This window comes from Streptococcus sp. A22 (genome assembly GCF_043674215.1).
Classification (GTDB): domain Bacteria; phylum Bacillota; class Bacilli; order Lactobacillales; family Streptococcaceae; genus Streptococcus; species Streptococcus suis_V.
Window position 1 is genome coordinate 1 of sequence record NZ_JBIMJQ010000032.1, and the last position, 16,921, is coordinate 16,921.

20 protein-coding genes are annotated in these 16,921 nt (G+C 45.0%); 15 read left to right on the top strand and 5 right to left on the bottom strand.

Annotated features, from left to right (window positions below; all coding sequences use genetic code 11):
• Window positions 1-612: LPXTG cell wall anchor domain-containing protein (locus ACHBHN_RS10140; RefSeq protein ID WP_394734021.1), on the top strand; the 612-nt coding region annotated here is incomplete at its 5' end.
• A gap of 346 nt (window positions 613-958) precedes the next feature.
• Here ACHBHN_RS10140 and ACHBHN_RS10145 read toward each other — a convergent pair.
• Genes ACHBHN_RS10145 through ACHBHN_RS10160 form a run of 4 tightly spaced genes read right to left on the bottom strand, consistent with a single transcriptional unit; the run spans window position 959 to window position 3,041 of the window.
• Complete coding sequence (locus ACHBHN_RS10145; RefSeq protein ID WP_394734022.1) at window positions 959-2,311, bottom strand: IS66-like element short variant transposase; 1,353 nt, start codon at window positions 2,309-2,311, stop codon at window positions 959-961.
• Entirely contained in the window at window positions 2,265-2,471 is a 207-nt protein-coding gene (locus ACHBHN_RS10150; RefSeq protein WP_171999825.1) for a hypothetical protein, read from the bottom strand. Before ACHBHN_RS10150 ends, ACHBHN_RS10145 begins: the two co-directional genes overlap by 47 nt.
• A gap of 53 nt (window positions 2,472-2,524) precedes the next feature.
• Window positions 2,525-2,875 carry an IS66 family insertion sequence element accessory protein TnpB gene (gene tnpB / locus ACHBHN_RS10155; protein WP_105108463.1) on the bottom strand — a complete coding sequence of 117 codons (351 nt, stop codon included), beginning with the start codon at window positions 2,873-2,875 and terminating at the stop codon, window positions 2,525-2,527.
• Window positions 2,856-3,041, bottom strand: a complete 186-nt coding sequence (locus tag ACHBHN_RS10160; RefSeq protein WP_171999828.1) for a hypothetical protein — start codon at window positions 3,039-3,041, stop codon at window positions 2,856-2,858. Before ACHBHN_RS10160 ends, tnpB begins: the two co-directional genes overlap by 20 nt.
• A 63-nt stretch (window positions 3,042-3,104) precedes the next feature.
• Between ACHBHN_RS10160 and ACHBHN_RS10165 the strand changes: the two genes are divergently transcribed.
• Complete coding sequence (locus ACHBHN_RS10165; RefSeq protein ID WP_394734023.1) at window positions 3,105-3,923, top strand: YfhO family protein; 819 nt, start codon at window positions 3,105-3,107, stop codon at window positions 3,921-3,923.
• A gap of 98 nt (window positions 3,924-4,021) precedes the next feature.
• Here ACHBHN_RS10165 and ACHBHN_RS10170 read toward each other — a convergent pair whose 3' ends face one another.
• Window positions 4,022-5,680, bottom strand: a complete 1,659-nt coding sequence (locus ACHBHN_RS10170) for an NFACT family protein (RefSeq protein WP_394734024.1) — start codon at window positions 5,678-5,680, stop codon at window positions 4,022-4,024.
• Between the two features lie 605 nt (window positions 5,681-6,285).
• Here ACHBHN_RS10170 and trpX point away from each other — a divergent pair.
• The 13 genes from trpX to whiA all read left to right on the top strand — a co-directional run bounded on the left by trpX (window position 6,286) and on the right by whiA (window position 16,818).
• Complete coding sequence (gene trpX, locus ACHBHN_RS10175; RefSeq protein ID WP_394734025.1) at window positions 6,286-7,293, top strand: tryptophan ABC transporter substrate-binding protein; 1,008 nt, start codon at window positions 6,286-6,288, stop codon at window positions 7,291-7,293.
• 20 nt (window positions 7,294-7,313) lie between these two features.
• Window positions 7,314-8,180 carry an ABC transporter permease gene (locus tag ACHBHN_RS10180; protein WP_105110935.1) on the top strand — a complete coding sequence of 289 codons (867 nt, stop codon included), beginning with the start codon at window positions 7,314-7,316 and terminating at the stop codon, window positions 8,178-8,180.
• Entirely contained in the window at window positions 8,177-8,935 is a 759-nt protein-coding gene (locus ACHBHN_RS10185; RefSeq protein WP_105161105.1) for an ABC transporter ATP-binding protein, read from the top strand. Before ACHBHN_RS10180 ends, ACHBHN_RS10185 begins: the two co-directional genes overlap by 4 nt.
• Before the next feature lie 99 nt (window positions 8,936-9,034).
• Window positions 9,035-9,475 (top strand): hypothetical protein, encoded by a 441-nt coding sequence (locus tag ACHBHN_RS10190; RefSeq protein WP_257104278.1) that lies wholly within the window; start codon window positions 9,035-9,037, stop codon window positions 9,473-9,475.
• A gap of 57 nt (window positions 9,476-9,532) precedes the next feature.
• Complete coding sequence (locus ACHBHN_RS10195; RefSeq protein ID WP_394734026.1) at window positions 9,533-9,994, top strand: ATPase; 462 nt, start codon at window positions 9,533-9,535, stop codon at window positions 9,992-9,994.
• Window positions 9,995-10,003: 9 nt separating this feature from the next.
• Window positions 10,004-11,350, top strand: a complete 1,347-nt coding sequence (locus ACHBHN_RS10200; protein ID WP_394734027.1) for a DUF2130 domain-containing protein — start codon at window positions 10,004-10,006, stop codon at window positions 11,348-11,350.
• Entirely contained in the window at window positions 11,347-11,577 is a 231-nt protein-coding gene (locus ACHBHN_RS10205) for a DUF1858 domain-containing protein (RefSeq protein WP_015646769.1), read from the top strand. The genes ACHBHN_RS10200 and ACHBHN_RS10205 overlap by 4 nt, the downstream gene beginning before the upstream one ends.
• The gene (locus ACHBHN_RS10210) at window positions 11,577-12,908 is read left to right on the top strand and encodes a DUF438 domain-containing protein (RefSeq protein WP_394734028.1); all 1,332 of its coding nucleotides are present in this window, start codon (window positions 11,577-11,579) and stop codon (window positions 12,906-12,908) included. Before ACHBHN_RS10205 ends, ACHBHN_RS10210 begins: the two co-directional genes overlap by 1 nt.
• Window positions 12,909-13,040: 132 nt before the next feature.
• A complete protein-coding gene (locus ACHBHN_RS10215) occupies window positions 13,041-13,520 on the top strand; it encodes a GNAT family N-acetyltransferase (RefSeq protein WP_394734030.1) in 480 nt (159 codons plus the stop codon).
• A gap of 131 nt (window positions 13,521-13,651) precedes the next feature.
• Entirely contained in the window at window positions 13,652-14,029 is a 378-nt protein-coding gene (locus ACHBHN_RS10220; protein ID WP_172067261.1) for a RidA family protein, read from the top strand.
• 22 nt (window positions 14,030-14,051) lie between these two features.
• Entirely contained in the window at window positions 14,052-14,939 is an 888-nt protein-coding gene (gene rapZ, locus ACHBHN_RS10225; protein ID WP_105110929.1) for an RNase adapter RapZ, read from the top strand.
• Window positions 14,936-15,910 (top strand): uridine diphosphate-N-acetylglucosamine-binding protein YvcK, encoded by a 975-nt coding sequence (locus ACHBHN_RS10230; RefSeq protein ID WP_172062128.1) that lies wholly within the window; start codon window positions 14,936-14,938, stop codon window positions 15,908-15,910. The genes rapZ and ACHBHN_RS10230 overlap by 4 nt, the downstream gene beginning before the upstream one ends.
• A complete protein-coding gene (gene whiA, locus ACHBHN_RS10235; protein WP_105161112.1) occupies window positions 15,907-16,818 on the top strand; it encodes a DNA-binding protein WhiA in 912 nt (303 codons plus the stop codon). The genes ACHBHN_RS10230 and whiA overlap by 4 nt, the downstream gene beginning before the upstream one ends.
• Window positions 16,819-16,921 lie beyond the last annotated feature (103 nt).

Sequence of the window (16,921 nt, forward strand, 5' to 3'; positions counted from 1 at the left end):
CCATTACCTCTTGTGACAGGCTACTTGGCACAAAGCGCAACTAACAATGGCTCTGAAGTAGCTCCAAGTACTACAGCGGAAGCGGTTGTAGCGACAGAAACAACTGGTAACATCACAGAAGAAGTAACTTATGTGAAACTTGGTTCATGGATTCCACAACCACCAACAGGTACAGTGGAAGTTCCACCAACTGTTTACCCTAACAATCCGGATGATCCGACAAAACCAGGTACAGACGTTCCAACGATTCCATACATCCCAGGTTATATCCCAGTAGGACCAGATGGTACAACTCCATTGACTCCAGTCGATCCAGCAGATCCAACGAAGGGTTATGAAGCACCACCAGTACCAAATGATCCAACAACAGATACAATTATCAACTATATTCCAGTTACTCCAGATACTCCAGATACTCCAGAAGAACCATCTAAACCGATGACCCCAGCTGCTCCTGAACCAGCTCGTCCAGGAACACCTGCAACCCCTTCAAGTGCATCTCCAGGCCAATTGCCAAACACTGGTGAAGCTTCATCTTCAGCAACTGTACTTGGTGCAGCAATGCTTGTAGCAGCTCTTGCACTTGTTGGAAAACGTCGTCGCAATAAGTAAGAATAATCAATTGTATTTCAATTTATCCTTCCTATTTATTTGATTGCATCGATAGAAAGGGGAAGATTCGCTTTCCTTTTAGTAAGAGGTTCTACTATCTGATATATCTAGTCATATAGAGGCTCTTTGTCAACTGTAGTGGTTAGACGAAAAGCTAACACCTAGGGGCTGGGCAAAAACTAGCCACTCGCATATAAAAAACGAGCAATTCCAATTAGGAGTTGCTCGTTTTCGGCTTTTTGGGGGCTCTTTGTCAACTGTAGTGGGTTGACCCATTTAACGTAACCGCCCAATAACAAAGTATATTGAAAAGGCTCCAAAGTCCTATCGACTCTGGAACCTTTTTCTATTTACATGCTCTCTTAATTTTTTCCTTCCATGGCAAATAGGCTTCTAAAACTTCCTTTTTTGCGAGCGTCTCCTCGTTAGGTAAGTGTTCTAGAAGATAAGTCATATATTTCTCTGCGTTAAGTCCATGCCTCTTGGCAGTTTCTAAAAGACTCAGAATGACAGCTGTAGACTTGGCGCCTTCAAAACTCTGAGAAAAAAGCCAATTTTTACGGCCCATAACCAAGGTCTTCATTGCCCTTTCAGCCATATTATTGGACAAGACTAAGTCACCGTCCGAGAGAACGGTTCGGAAGGTGGTTTCGTATTTGAGGCTATACTCTATTGCAGTGCCCAATTTGGAGCCTGGCAAAACAGATTGCTCACGACACCAGTCAAAGAACTCGTCCGTCAAGGGAGCCAACTCTGTCTGGCGTTTATGCAGTCGCTCCTCAGTAGATAAGTCAGCCCAGTCATTCTCCAAGGCAAACAGGCGGTCGCAATAGGCTAAACCCTTAGCTCCTAAAGAAGTCTTGTCTGTCTTCTTAGGAGTCGCCTCAAAGAACTTTCTCCTGACATGAGCCCAACAACCAACCAGCTGAGCCTTGTCTAATTGACGATAAGCACTCCACATATCACAATGTACATAGCCCGCATAGTCCCCAAGAAATTCCTCCACAACCAAGCCACTCCGACGCTTGTCGTGATGATAGAGCGTAATTCCCTTTTTCTCATGCTTCCCAGACAAGAAGGTCCAGTAGAAGGTCAACTGGCTATCATTTTCTAAGACCTTGTAGGAGGTCTCATCCGCATGGAGAATAGGTTGCTCCAACAATTTCTCGTGCAACAGGTTATAAATCGGCTCGAAATAATACTGACTAGACTTGATGTGCCAGTTGGCTATTTCCTTCCGACTGATGGGCAGACCAAGCTTATGCCAGTCCTCTTCCTGACGGTAATTGGGTATCTTCAGATTGAATTTCTGGTGAATGGTGTGGGCGATGATGGAAGCCGAACCCAGGCTATGTGCCAAAGGTGCCTTAGGAACGGGAGCCTTGATAATCTTATCGCTTAGATTCTTCTGACTACATGCCTGACACTTGTATGCGTGTTGAACATGATCAATCCGCTTTAATTGTGCGGGAATGAAGACCAACTCTTGTCGTTGAACAGTAGAACCAATCTCCTTCAATTGACCATGACAGTCTGGACAGGTACAATCTTCGCCCTGCAATTCGTGATGAACAATCTCTGGAGTGAACTGACTAAAAATAGCCTGACGAATACCCTTAGCTTTCTTGCGTTTATAGGTGATGGTCTCTGTTTCAACTGGGTATGTCAGCTTCTTCTTCAGGGAGACTTTCCTCCCCAAACAAGCTCAGCTGACCTGGTTGATACACAACCTTCTCTGATGATTTTCCGTAGAGTTTCTGTCTCAGATACTCAACCTGTTCACGAAGGAGGGTCAACTCGTTGGTAAGTTGTTCAATCGTTGAGGTCTGTTGTTTAATAATTGCCAATAACTCATCCATACGCTCGATCCTCCTTCTTTTTATCCCATTATACACAAAGAAAAGCCATGATTTCAATAGAAATCACGACTTTTTGAATCATTTATTTTTGGAATGATAGAAAATCCTTTCATGAGCCAGTCTACTTGTTCGGAAGTTAGAGCCTTGACCTCCTCTTCATTGTTTGGCCAGGTCAATTTCCCATTTTCAAAACGTTTATACAATAACCAAAATCCCTGTCCGTCCCAATAAAGAGCTTTGAATCGGTCTTTTCGACCTCCACAGAAGAGATAGACTTGACCGGAGAAGGGATCCAGATTAAATTGACTTTTGACAAGATAGGCGAGAGAGTCAATACCCTGACGCATATCCGTTTTCCCACAGACCAAGTAGACTTGACCTAAATCACTGAGTCGGATGGTCATAATGCAGCACCTTATCCAAGATTGTTTCCATTATTTTAGGGTTGATAGATTGGAAGAATGTGACTTCCGTTTTTCCGAGACGAATTCTCATCAGAATATCGTTTCTGCTTTTCTTTTCAAAGCGGCGAGATTGGGGAATAGTCAATGGGACGATGGGCTGAGACATAATAAATCCTCCAGTTTGTTTTTATAACAGTATACTGGAGGAGGGAGTGAGTAGATAGATACCTTGTTATTGGGCGGTTACCATTTAACACCGAGAGAGGACAGGAATTGTCTTCTCTCGTTTTATGTTTATGGCAATGAAAATGCGATTTTATCAGCTATGTCAGGAACCGACAAAAAATATTTTGAGCAATTTGGTTTCAGTTCAATTGAGTTGGATAATCTTGAAAAAACGACTGACGATAGTAGTAAGTATCAATATAAACGGATTGACAATTCTAAACCAGGGATTATTAAGTTTAATTTAATTCCAAAAAGTTCATTCACTTATTATTTCTTAGCACCTCCAGCAATTAGAGAATACAGAGAAAAATTAACAATTCTAAGGAATGGAAACGGTTTTCCGACTCAGATTACCAATTCACAAAAGAGTTTATGGCCACTGACTCATAACAGTGAAGGAAAAACGATTACTCTCGAGTTTAGATTTGATACGGATGATGTAAATCTGGACGGAGTTGGTCTTGTTAGGGCAAATAATAATGAGATTACAAAGGTATTGCAAGCTAATCTGTCTAACAATATTGAAGTGACGAAATGGTCCAATACCAATATTCAAGGAACCATTCAAGCAGCAGAAGGTCACGAAATTGTTCAAACAAGTATCCCCTACAATTCAGGTTGGTCAGCTTTTGTAGATGGAAAAGAAGTAGCGATTAAGAAATCGCTTGGTAGCATGATTTCATTCCCGATAACACCAGGTGAACACGAAATTGAATTACGTTACCAACCTAATGGAATGTTACTTGGTACGGTTATTTCGCTTTTATCACTATTTTCTTTGTACTATATTCAAATTAGAATCAAGAATAAGTCACTTTAAATCTGATAGAAATAAATTGCATCCGAATAGTATAATTTGTGAAAAAATAATTAAAAGATAAAGTTAATTTGATAAATTTTATAAGAAAAATCCATGAACTAGATTTTCATGGATTTTATTTTATCTTCAGTTGGGGTGACACGGAGGGTTTTCTGACCTCGGTAGGTCACAAAGCCTGGTTTGCCACCTGTTGGCTTATGGAGTTTTTTGGCTTCAATCATGTCGACTTGAACCAAGTTAGAATGCCTTGCCTTGGAGAAATAGGCGGCTAACTCCGCCGCATCGGTCTTGACCTCGTCGCTTGGGTCCAAGTTGTCTGTGATAACCACATGACTGCCTGGAATGTCTTTGGCGTGGAACCAAAGTTCACCTTTCTTGGCCATTTTGAAGGTCAACTCATCATTTTGCAGGTTATTTTTCCCGACCAGAATAATGGTCTTCCCGTCCGTCGCCAAGTATCGCTCAGGTTTCTGACGCTTATGGATTTTCTCACGGTGGCGGCGTTTGAGGTAGCCTGTTTCAATCAATTCTTCACGGATTTCATCGATTTCTGTCAAGTTCGCCTGTCCCAGCATGGTGTCAACGGACTCCAGATAGACAATGGTCGCCTTGGTTTCCTCAATCAAGCTGGTCAGGTGCTTGACTGCCTCTTTGAGTTTTTGGTATTTCTTGAAGTAGCGCTGGGCATTCTGGCTAGGCGTCAAAGCCACATCCAACTCAATCTCCAGCTCCTCGCCCGTATAGTAGTTGTCTAACCGCACATTCGACTGGTCGTTGGGCACCTGATGCAGATAGGTGGTCAAGAGCTCGCCCTTTTGTCGCACCAACTCCGCCGTCTCCGTATCCGCCAATTCCTGCTCCTGCTTGACCAGTTTCTTGCGATTTTTCTCCAACTCACTGGCTACCCGTTTGATCAGCTCATTGGCCTGCTGGGCCACCCGGTCCCTCTCCGCCTTGTCCTGATAGTAGAAGTCCAGCAGACTGCTCAGGCTCTCAAAGTGTGGCTGGTTTTCAGGGCTATTGGCAAATGGCAGAGCAGCATAGGACTTGTCTGTCAGGCTAGGCTGAGTTGCCTGGTCAAAAAAGGCACGGAAGTTCTTGAGGCGGTCTGTCTGCAAATGACTGGCCAGTTCAGAAGCCGTATCCCGACCCAAACCTTGAAAGAGCTGTTGGAGATTTTTTGGACTCAGTTCCTGAGTCGATAAGATTTCAAACAATTTCTCATCAGACACCGTATAAGGATTGAGAGAATGCGTCTCCGGTGGACGAATGTAGGTGGAACCTGGCAAGATGGTCCGGTAGGAGTTTTGCGAGAAACCAACGTGCTTGATAGCCTCGATAATCCGTTGTTCAGACTTATCCACCAAGATGATATTGCTGTGCTTGCCCATGATTTCCACAATTAAGGTTGCTTGGATATGGTCGCCAATCTCGTCCTTGTTGGACACCGAAAATTCTAAAATGCGGTCATTGTCCAACTGACGAATCTCCTCGATAATGGCTCCCTGCAAGTATTTTCGTAAAATCATGGTAAAGGTATTGGGCACCTTGGGATTGGTAAAGTCCGACTGGGTCAGCTGAACCCGTCCGAAAACCGAATGGGCAGACAGGAGCAACTTATGGCTCTGACGGTTGCTGCGGATGTTGAGGACAATCTCCTGTTCAAAGGGCTGGTTGATTTTCTGAATCCGCCCACCTTCTAAATTGGCCTTTAACTCAGCCGTCATGTGATGTAAAAAAAATCCGTCAAAAGACATGGTTTTCCTCTTTCTCTTCCTGGAATCTAGCTTTTTCTAGTATAGCATATTTTGGAGGCTGACAACATGTTAAGGAATTTTCAGAAAATTTGTTCAAAATCCTTGACAAATCCTCCAAGACCATCTATAATCGTATGTAATCAGAAGAAGTAGTAGGACAGAAGTCTTTAGGGAGCCTGTGGTTGGTGGAAACGGGCGGCGGAGTCTTATGAAATGGGCTGATGAGATTGTTTGGCATAAATACTTTGCGTAGACTGTTTTGGCTGAGTACGAGGCAGGTCGACGCAGCTTATACTGGCGGTATAGCAAGGAGAGCTAACAAAGTACTCAGCCAAAACAGTCACGTAAATGAACTTAAAACAATGATAGTTCGGTTGGCACACCTTACAGTGCAACTCCTTGTTTGAGGAGATGAGATATGGGAGGATTCTAGACATTCCCATAAGTGAGGTGGTACCGTGTCATTGACGCCCTCGCATACGATTTTAGTATGCGTGGGCTTTTTCTATACAAAGGAGATTACATTATGATGAAACGATGGCGTAGCATACAGATCTTGAATTGACGAAATAGATACAATTGTTTTAATAAGAAAGAGGTTTATGATGAAAAATAAAAAATTGATGGGTGTGTTGATTGCATTTTTTGCGATTATTGTGGCTGTAGTGATTTCAAATCAGAATAAACAAGAGACCTCAACAGAGACTGGGACGGAATCTCAAACCGTTAAAATCGGAGTTCTCCAATATGTGACCCACGCTTCCTTGGACGAAATTTACAAAGGGATTGAAGCTGGTCTCAAAGAAGGTGGCTACGATAAGGATGTCAACCTACAAATCGACTTTATGAACGCTGAAGGCGACCAATCTCAAGTGCAAACCATGAGTAAAAAATTGGTCGATAATGGCAACCAACTCTTGATTGGTATCGCGACACCAGCCGCCCAAGGCCTAGCCAACGCAACCAGCGACCTACCGATTATCATGGGAGCTGTAACCGATCCGGTCGGTGCCAACTTGGTTGCTGATTTGAAAAATCCTGGAGGCAATATCACTGGCGTTTCTGACCAAACACCAGTAGCAGATACTATTGACTTGATTAAACAAATCACCCCAGAGGCAAAAACAATCGGTGCTCTCTTCTCATCAAACGAGGATAACTCAAAGGCCCAAGTTGCTGAATTTAAGGCGGCAGCTGAGGCAGCAGGCTATGAAGTTATCGAGTATGCAGTTCCTTCTTCAAACGAAATTGCCTCAACAGTAGAAGTTGCCTCAACCAAGGTAGACGCCTTCTTCACACCAGTTGACAATACCATTGCATCGGCTTTCTCAACAGTCGTTTCTGCAGCCAACAAGTCTAAAAAACCAATCTACACTTCTGTAGAGGATATGGTCGAAGGTGGCGGTATCGCATCTGTAACCCTCAGCCAATTTGACTTAGGTGTTGCTACTGGTAAAATGGCTGCCAAGGTTCTTGACGGTGCCAAAACAGCTGACACACCAGTTGAAGTCTTTAACCAAGGTACCGTTGTCGTCAACCAAAAAGTAGCTGATGAACTTGGTCTTACCCTTCCAGCGGAGATTGTTGAAAAAGCAAGCCGCGTGATTAAATAAACGAAATTTTAGAGAGAATTATGATCCTTTCCACCATTTCCCAGGCCCTGCTTTGGGCCATTCTTGGTCTTGGTATCTTCATGACCTTCCGTATTTTGAACTTTCCAGATATGACGACAGAGGGTTCCTTTCCCTTGGGCGGAGCAGTGGTTGTGACCTTACTTACTCAGGGTGTCCACCCGATTCTGGCGACCTTAGCTGCTGTTTTGGCAGGCTGTTTGGCAGGGCTTGTGACCGGTCTCCTGTATACCAAGGGGAAAATTCCAACCCTCTTGTCGGGGATTCTGGTTATGTCTTCCTGCCATTCCATTATGCTCTTCATTATGGGGCGAGCCAATCTGGGCTTGCTCAATATCAAGAGTTTGCAGGACCTCCTGCCTTTTGATAGGGAGACAAATGGATTGATACTAGGCCTGATGGCAGTTGTGGCTGTCATCTCTGCTCTGCTATTCTTCCTAAATACCCGCCTGGGTCAGGCCTTTATCGCTACGGGTGACAATCCCGACATGGCGCGCAGTTTTGGCATTCATACCAGCCGTATGGAGCTTATGGGTCTGATCCTCTCCAATGGAGTCATCGCCCTTGCTGGTGCCCTCATCGCCCAGCAGGAGGGTTACGCGGACGTTTCGCGCGGTATCGGTGTCATCGTGGTCGGCATGGCCAGTCTCATCATCGGTGAGGTTTTGTTTGATAATGTGACAATGGCGGAGCGTTTTATCACCATTGTGGTGGGAGCGATTTTCTACCAGTTCTTGATTTTGGGTGTGATTTCCCTGGGAATCAATACCAGCTACCTCCGCATTTTCTCGGCCCTCATCTTGGCAGTCTGCCTCATGGTCCCTGAAATCAAAAATAACATCCTGAAAGGAGCCAGCTTGACCAAATGAATGCAATCGTTGAACTAAAAAATGCGCGTGTGGTGGTCAACAATGGCCTGGACCAGGAGCGCGTGATTCTAAAGGATGTCAATCTGACTATCTACCAAGGGGATTTTATCACTATTCTCGGTGGCAATGGTGCTGGTAAGTCCACCCTCTTCAATGTCATAGCAGGTACCCTGCCCTTGACCAGTGGAACAGTGTCTATCTTGGGCGAGGATGTGACCAAGTGGCCAGCGGAAAAGCGGGCCAAGTACCTGTCCCGGGTCTTTCAGGATCCCAAGATGGGAACGGCACCTCGGATGACTGTGGCGGAAAATCTTTTGATTGCCAAGTACCGTGGCCAAGGTCGTGGGTTGGTTCCTCGGCAACTTCCCCAGCATTTGGAAGAGTTTGAGGCGACCCTAGCAAAAATTGGCAATGGTCTGGAAAAGCATATCGCTACTCCAGCTGGTTCCTTATCGGGTGGCCAGCGTCAGGCTCTCAGCCTCTTAATGGCCTCTATCGTCAAGCCAGAGCTGTTGCTCTTGGATGAACACACGGCGGCCCTTGATCCAAAGACCAGCCAGTCCCTCATGAATTTGACGGATAGCCTGATTGCCGACCAGGAGCTGACTGCCCTTATGGTCACTCACCAGATGGAGGATGCCCTTAACTTTGGCAATCGCTTGATTGTAATGAAGGATGGTCAAATTATCCAAGACCTCAATCGCCAGCAAAAAGCGGAAATGCAATTGGAAGATTACTATAAATTCTTTGAGTAATAAGCCTGGAGCGATTCAGGCTTTTCTTATCAATCAATACCAATAATTAGTGATTTGTGTTATACTATAACTAACGAAGCTGTATAGGAGGAGTAGTTTATGCCTCAAAATCGAAAGGAACGCTTGTTTTTTGGCATGTTAATGTCAGCGATGATGGGATTTGTAATGACTGTTTATAATTTATGGTGGGCAGGTCGCTTGCAACTACCTATTTTGTTGCCATCTTATTTCTTGGGAGTGGTTGTCTCTTTTATAGCATCGCAATTTGTCAATCCTTTAGCCCTCAGATGGATCAATTTCATCGGACCAAAATTACCTTCTGAAAAGCATATTTCCTTTGCTATGATTAGTTTTCGGTCTGTTGCAATGGGGTTAATTATGGGAGTATTTGGCATGTATATGAGTCATCTTCCCTTTCATTTACCGATTTATGGTTTCCGCTTTTTGAGAAATATTATTCTATCACTTCCCTTGAGTTATTATATTGTCAATCCTCTTGCGAGACGTATCCTAGTCTCAGTGAGGGAAAGGAACAGTTAGACACTGGCTTTGCTGGTGTTTTTTCATTTTTTAGAGATTTTTTGCTATACTAGATATATGAAAATTTCAATTACTACAACCTCTACACACTATCAATTAAATGTGGCATACTCCGTTTCTGCATCTTTGACAGAAACATGGGATTTACTGGCTACAGACGCTGGTTTTGCTAAATGGTTTCCAGAACTCCATATTGAAGGACAAAAGTTGGTCTTTGAAATGGAGGATTTCCGTGAGGAGATGGACTTGTTGGCCTATCGTGAACCGCATGAGATTGTCTATACTTGGGATACTGCTCGGGTTGGTTTTATTCTGACAGAGCAAGAAGGTGGGAGTCACATTGCCTTTGAGGAAATCATTCCTAAGGATTTTGGCAATGAATTTGCGACGGCTGAAAAAGATATGACCGGTTGGCTGGTCCAGCATGAATATATTCAAGCCTTGCTTGAGGGGGCTGAAGTGCCAGAACAGAAACCCTTGCAAGAAAAGTGGTCGCACTTTGTTCAAGAACAGATTTAGGAGAAAATCATGCACAATATTACTTGCCCGCATTGTGGAACGGCTTTTCAAGTTAATGAAACAGAATACAGCCAGCTTTTGGCTCAGGTTCGTGGTGTGGAGTTTGATAAGGAAGTTCATGATCGTTTGGCGCGTGAGACAGAGTTGCTGACTCAGAAGGCTGAAAATGACTTGCAGGCTAAATTGGCTGACAAGGATAAGGCTATTTTAGAACTGACAGCTAAGTTTGAGCAGGTGGCTAGTCAGACGGAACATGAGGTCAGCTCTGCTATTGCCCAAAAGGATAAGGAGCTGCTGGCACTTCAGGCTCAGCTGGACAAACTGACTAGTCAGACGGAACATGAAATTAGCTCTGCTATTTCCCAAAAAGACCAAGAAATCCTAGAGCTAAAGGCAAAATTGGAGCAAGTGGGTCTGTCCAAGGATTTGGAGTTGCAGCAGGCAGTGGCTCAGGTTGAGAAGGAGCGGGATGCGGCCCAGAATGCCTTGGTTTTGCAGGAGCAAAAGCAGGAATTGGCGCTGGCGACCACTCGGCAGGAGTATGAGGTTCAACTCAAGGCGGCTAGCGAGCAGGTAGAATTCTATAAGAACTTCAAGGCCCAGCAATCGACCAAGGCTATCGGTGAAAGTTTGGAATTGTATGCTGAGTCGGAGTTCAATAAGGTTCGACAGTTAGCCTTTCCCAATGCTTATTTTGAAAAAGATAATCAAGTGTCGGCGCGTGGGTCCAAGGGCGACTACATCTACCGCGAGACGGATGAAAATGGTGTAGAAATCATTTCCATCATGTTTGAGATGAAAAATGAGGCGGATGACACGGTTAAAAAGCATAAGAATGAGGACTTTTTCAAAGAATTGGACAAGGATCGTCGTGAGAAGAACTGTGAATATGCGGTGCTAGTGACCATGCTAGAGGCGGATAACGATTACTACAATACGGGGATTGTTGATGTCAGCCACAAGTACGAGAAAATGTATGTGGTTCGCCCTCAGTTCTTTATACAGTTGATAGGACTTTTACGCAATGCGGCGCTCAATAGTCTGAAATACAAGCAAGAGTTGGCCTTGGTCAGAGAACAGCATATCGATATTACCCATTTTGAAGAAGATTTGGCGACCTTTAAAACAGCCTTTGCCAAGAACTACCAGTCAGCCAGCACCAATTTCCAAAAGGCTATTGATGAGATTGACAAGGCCATCAAGCGGATGGAGGCGGTCAAAGCAGCCCTGACCACCAGCGAGAATCAGCTCCGTCTGGCCAATAACAAACTGGATGACGTCACGGTCAAAAAGCTAACACGTAACAATCCAACCATGAAAGCGAAGTTTGAGGCGTTGAAGGGGGAAAAACAATGAACACCATCGACCTAAATCTGCCTGTTGCAGAGATTATCAACCAGCACCCAGAAGTCAAGGATATTCTGGTGGAGCTTGGTTTCAAGCCTTTGGCTAATCCAGCTATGCTCAACACAGTTGGTAAGGTAACCAGTCTCAAGACTGGCTCCAAGATGACCAAGATTCCGCTAGACCGTATTCAGCAGGTCTTGGAATGCAACGGCTATGAGGTAATAGGAGGAGAATAATGACGGAACAACGGATTGACATTTTGAAGAATATCCTCTTGGACCTGCATAACGGAGCTAGCGCGGAGTCCGTTCAGGAACAATTTAATCAGCATTTTACAGGTGTGTCAGCGCTGGAGATTTCGATGATGGAACACGAACTCATGTCCAGCGATACGGGGATTACCTTCGAAGATGTTATGGGCTTATGTAATGTTCATGCCAATCTTTTCAAGGGAGCTATATCGGATGTCCAAGTGGCAGACATGGATCAAGAAGGTCATCCTGTTTATGTCTTTAAACAAGAAAATCTTGCACTTCGTGGAGCTTTATTGCGCATTCGTCGGATTTTAGAGCAGTATGAGCAAGTGGAGGAGGAAGAAGTGCGCGACCAACTTCTCCAAGGTTTGCAACGTCAATATAAATTGTTAGGTCAGTTTGACCATCATTATACGCGCAAGGAAAAACTCTTCTTTCCAATCATGGAGCGCTATGGTCATGATGCGCCACCCAAGGTAATGTGGGGCGTAGACGATGATATTCGTCTGCTCTTTAAGGAAGCCCGCAAGGCTTTAGATACCTTGCCAGATGGAGATATAGAAACTGTTCGTCAAACTTTTGAAAGTTTCGCCACTGAGTTTGAAGAGATGGTCTTCAAGGAAGAAGCGATTTTGCTAATGATTTTGCTGGAGACTTTTACACAAGATGATTGGTTGCAGATTGCCGCTGAAAGTGATGCTTATGGCTACGCAATTGTGAAACCTACAGCAAAATGGGTTCCCCAGCGGGTTTCTTTTGGAGAAATAGCAGAGCAGACTGACACACTGTCGACACCGCAGGCAAGCGATCCCAATGTGCGGGTGATTGATACGCCAGAGGGACAGTTTACTATCTCCTTCACACCAAAAGAACCGACCACATCAGTTCTGGACCCTGCTAGTCCACAGCCTTTTGGCAATGGTTATTTGACTCTTGAACAAGCGAATCTCATCCTTAATCATTTACCATTGGAATTAACCTTCGTGAACAAGGATGACATTTTCCAATATTACAATGATAGCCATCCAGTTGAGGAAATGATTTTCAAGCGGACACCTAGTCAAATCGGACGCAATGTCGAACTCTGTCATCCACCGAAAATTGTTGACAAGGTCAAAAAAATCTTTGAACTCCTGCGCAGTGGACAGAAAAATGAAGTGACTATGTGGTTCAAAAAGGATGAAGAAACCTTTGTTTATGTCGTTTACAAGGCGGTTCGTGATCAAGAAGACCAATTTCAAGGCGTCTTAGAATATGTTCAAAATATCCAATCATATCGGGAACTAGACAGTGATTTTTCTAGAGAGATTTAGTTACACCTATCATATTACTTAAAGATGTCTTGTGTTTATCTATACAGAGGAGTGTGACATGATTAGAATAGTTCATTTAGAGGCTTGTCATATTGAGAAGCTAGTTCAGGCTTTTTAGAGCAGGGCTGGCTGTTGCGGAAGGCAATCCTGGAAAGTTATTTGACGGAGCAGGAAGAAGGTGAGCACCAGGTTTTGGTAGCTGAAAATGAGCAGGCCTGTCTGGGTTATATTACCCTTGTCAAATGTCCCAAGAAGGGGCGATTTTCTCAGACAGGTATTCCTGAAATTGTCGATTTTACTGTCTTTGAACATTTTCAGGGTCAGGGAATTGGCTACAGATTATTGGATGCTATCTGCCAACTTGTATCCGATTTTACATCCCAGATAGGGATAGGTGTTGGTTTGAATGCTCATTATGGCAAGGCTCAGAAACTTTATGTGCAAAACGGTTTTATTCCGGATGGGACTGGTGTTTGGTATGAGGACAGCCCTCTGGCAATTGAAGCTTCTGCCTACAACGACGATAACCTCTCTGTATTTTATCAAGCCACTGGAAACATGATATCATGCTGTATTGAGATGTTAATAGAAAAAATAAGAAGCTCTAGATAAGGTTGGAATCCATGTCCAGCCTTTTTTGTTACATAAAATTTCAGGGATTATCCATGGAAAGAATTCCCAAAACTACCTCAATCCTAGCAACCTATGCTATAATAGATTTAGAAAACAAAAGGAGATATACTATGAAAACTATTCACACAGACAAAGCACCAGCAGCTATCGGCCCGTACGTTCAGGGTAAGGTCGTAGGTAATCTGCTCTTCGCATCAGGTCAAGTACCCCTATCACCAGAAACGGGTGAAGTGGTTGGTGAAACCATTCAAGAACAGACCGATCAAGTCTTGAAAAATATTGCAGCCATCCTAGCAGAAGCTGGAACAGACTTTGACCACGTTGTCAAAACAACATGTTTCCTCAAGGATATGAATGATTTTGTACTCTTTAATGAGGTCTATAAAACAGCCTTCTCATCCGATTTTCCAGCTCGCTCAGCTGTAGAAGTTGCTCGCCTGCCACGCGATGTGAAGGTTGAAATCGAAGTCATCGCCGTTGTTGAATAAATCAGAAAAAGGAGGTCTAGCCATGGCAGACAAACTCCAACTAGTTATCGTGACAGGGATGTCGGGAGCCGGTAAGACAGTCGCTATCCAGTCCTTTGAGGACCTGGGCTACTTTACCATTGACAATATGCCACCGACCCTATTGCCGAAATTTATCGAGCTCATCCATGCCAGCAAGGACAATAACAAGATTGCCCTGGTTGTCGACATGCGGAGCCGGTCCTTCTTTGCGGAAATCCGTGAAGTTCTAGATGACCTGGAAACCGCAGAAGACCTGGACTTCAAGATTCTCTTCCTGGATGCCACGGATAGTGAATTGGTGGCCCGCTATAAGGAGACTCGCCGTTCTCACCCTCTGGCTGCAGACGGCCGAGTTCTCGACGGTATCAATCTAGAGCGCGAACTTCTAGCTCCCTTGAAAAATATGAGTCAGAATGTGATTGATACCTCGGATTTGACACCGAGAAACCTACGTATGGCCATCTCTGAGCAATTCGCTAGCCAGGACAATCAGCCGTCTTTCAGGGTGGAAGTCCTATCCTTCGGATTTAAGTACGGCCTACCTCTAGATGCGGACCTGGTCTTTGACGTGCGTTTCTTGCCAAATCCATATTACAAGCCCGAACTGCGCAATCTGACAGGGATGGACCAGCCGGTTTACGATTACGTTATGGACCACCAGGAATCAGAAGAGTTCTACGGCCATTTGATAAGCTTGATCGAGCCAATTCTGCCAGGTTACCAGAAGGAAGGTAAATCAGTTCTGACCATAGCAGTCGGATGCACGGGCGGTCAACACCGCAGCGTAGCCTTTGCCAAACGCCTAGCAGAAGACCTAGAGAAAAACTGGCTTGTCAACCTGAGTCATCGGGACAAAGACAAGCGGAAAGAGACGGTCAATCGGTCATGAGAAAGCCAAAGATTACGGTTATCGGAGGAGGAACGGGGATTCCTGTGATTCTCAAAAGCCTGCGCAACAAGGATGCGGACATTACAGCTATCGTGACGGTGGCAGATGACGGAGGCTCGTCTGGTGAGATTCGCCATGCCCTCCAGGTTACACCGCCGGGTGATTTGCGCAATGTCCTCCTGGCTATGTCAGATATGCCCAAGCTCTATGAGCAGATTTTCCAGTACCGATTTGATGCCAGCGACGGTCCCTTGGCAGGACATCCGCTGGGTAATCTCATCATCGCTGGGATTTCTGAGATGCAGGGATCGACCTACAATGCCATGCGGCTCTTGACCCGCTTTTTCCATACGACAGGGAAAATATATCCTTCCAGTGAGCATCCGCTGACCCTCCATGCCGTCTTTACTGACGGGACTGAGGTGGTCGGTGAAAGTAAAATTTCCAAGCATCCAGGCATGATTGGGCATGTATTTGTCACCAATACCTACAATGATCAAACCCCAACAGCTAGCCCGCAGGTAGTGGATGCCATTATGGACAGCGATTTGGTGGTGCTGGGACCTGGCTCCCTCTACACCTCTATTCTACCCAACCTTATGATTCCCGAGATTGGACAAGCTCTCAAGGAGACCAAGGCGGAGGTGGTCTATGTCTGCAACATCATGACCCAGCGCGGGGAGACGGAGTTCTTCTCAGATGCTGACCACGCTGCGGTCCTCAATGCACATCTGGCCTGTCGTTTTATTGACACCGTCCTTGTTAACATCGAGCCTGTGCCACAGGACTACATGGATACCCACCAGTTTGATGAGTATCTAGTCCAGGTCAAGCACGATTTTGTAGGGCTTCAGGACCAAGCGCGGCGCGTGATTTCGTCGAATTTTCTTCGTTTGGAAAATGGCGGAGCTTTTCACGATGGGGACCTTGTAGTAGAAGAATTACTCAGTATCTTGCAGGTGCGGTCATGAGTTTTACGATACAAGTCAAGGAAGAATTGCTGATTCAGTCCAGTCAAAATAAGTCGGAGTTGTCGGCCATGATCAAGCTGGCAGGTAGTCTAGGTCTGGCATCGTCAGGTTTGACCCTGTCCATTACGACTGAAAATGCCAAGATTGCTCGGCATGTCTATGAAATGCTCCAGACCTTTTACCAGATTAAGGCGGAAATTCGTCACCACCAACGGCAAAACCTTAGAAAGAATAGGATTTATTCTGTTCATATCGAGGACGGGGTCAATGATATTCTCAACGACCTCTATCTGGCAGATAGCTTTTTCGGCTTGGAGACGGGGATTTCACCGCTGGTATTGGAAAATGATTCCTGGAGCCAGGCCTATCTGCGTGGTGCCTTTTTGGCGGCGGGCTCTGTCAAGGACCCTGAAAAAGGTAAGTACCAGCTGGAAATTGCCTCGGTCTACAGCGACCATGCTCTTGACTTGGCGGACTTGATGCAGAAATTTCTGCTGGATGCCAAGGTGATTGAACGAAAAAAAGGGACCATTACCTATTTGCAACGAGCCGAGGATATCATGGATTTCCTCCTGGTCATTGGGGCAGAAGAGGCAAAGACCGAGTTTGAAAATGTCAAGCTCCTGCGCGAGGCCAGAAACGATCTCAATCGTGCGACCAATGCCGAGGCGGCCAATATTGCCAAGACAGTCACTGCTAGCATGAAAACCATTAACAATATCAGTAAGATTATGGAGACCATTGGACTGGACCAGTTGCCTGGAGATTTGCAGGAAGTGGCCCAGCTCCGCATCCAGCATCCTGACTATTCTATCCAGCAATTGGCGGATAGCTTGACCAACCCGATTACCAAGAGCGGTGTCAATCACCGCCTGCGGAAAATTAATAAGATAGCTGAGGAATTGTAGGGAGTGGATAGCCTGTATTCAGGCTACAGACTGAAGACAAAGTCGTTAGAATTGTATTTCTAACGGCTTTTTCATATGTAAAGTAGTATAATAGAGTTAGGAA

Bases quoted from the DNA above. Each gene is read 5' to 3' on its own strand.
- ACHBHN_RS10150 (WP_171999825.1), bottom strand. From the start codon at position 2,471: ATGGATGAGTTATTGGCAATTATTAAACAACAGACCTCAACGATTGAA.
- tnpB (WP_105108463.1), bottom strand. From the start codon at position 2,875: ATGACCATCCGACTCAGTGATTTAGGTCAAGTCTACTTGGTCTGTGGG.
- ACHBHN_RS10160 (WP_171999828.1), bottom strand. From the start codon at position 3,041: ATGTCTCAGCCCATCGTCCCATTGACTATTCCCCAATCTCGCCGCTTT.
- ACHBHN_RS10170 (WP_394734024.1), bottom strand. From the start codon at position 5,680: ATGTCTTTTGACGGATTTTTTTTACATCACATGACGGCTGAGTTAAAG.
- trpX (WP_394734025.1), top strand. From the start codon at position 6,286: ATGAAAAATAAAAAATTGATGGGTGTGTTGATTGCATTTTTTGCGATT.
- ACHBHN_RS10180 (WP_105110935.1), top strand. From the start codon at position 7,314: ATGATCCTTTCCACCATTTCCCAGGCCCTGCTTTGGGCCATTCTTGGT.
- ACHBHN_RS10185 (WP_105161105.1), top strand. From the start codon at position 8,177: ATGAATGCAATCGTTGAACTAAAAAATGCGCGTGTGGTGGTCAACAAT.
- ACHBHN_RS10190 (WP_257104278.1), top strand. From the start codon at position 9,035: ATGCCTCAAAATCGAAAGGAACGCTTGTTTTTTGGCATGTTAATGTCA.
- ACHBHN_RS10195 (WP_394734026.1), top strand. From the start codon at position 9,533: ATGAAAATTTCAATTACTACAACCTCTACACACTATCAATTAAATGTG.
- ACHBHN_RS10200 (WP_394734027.1), top strand. From the start codon at position 10,004: ATGCACAATATTACTTGCCCGCATTGTGGAACGGCTTTTCAAGTTAAT.
- ACHBHN_RS10205 (WP_015646769.1), top strand. From the start codon at position 11,347: ATGAACACCATCGACCTAAATCTGCCTGTTGCAGAGATTATCAACCAG.
- ACHBHN_RS10210 (WP_394734028.1), top strand. From the start codon at position 11,577: ATGACGGAACAACGGATTGACATTTTGAAGAATATCCTCTTGGACCTG.
- ACHBHN_RS10220 (WP_172067261.1), top strand. From the start codon at position 13,652: ATGAAAACTATTCACACAGACAAAGCACCAGCAGCTATCGGCCCGTAC.
- rapZ (WP_105110929.1), top strand. From the start codon at position 14,052: ATGGCAGACAAACTCCAACTAGTTATCGTGACAGGGATGTCGGGAGCC.
- ACHBHN_RS10230 (WP_172062128.1), top strand. From the start codon at position 14,936: ATGAGAAAGCCAAAGATTACGGTTATCGGAGGAGGAACGGGGATTCCT.
- whiA (WP_105161112.1), top strand. From the start codon at position 15,907: ATGAGTTTTACGATACAAGTCAAGGAAGAATTGCTGATTCAGTCCAGT.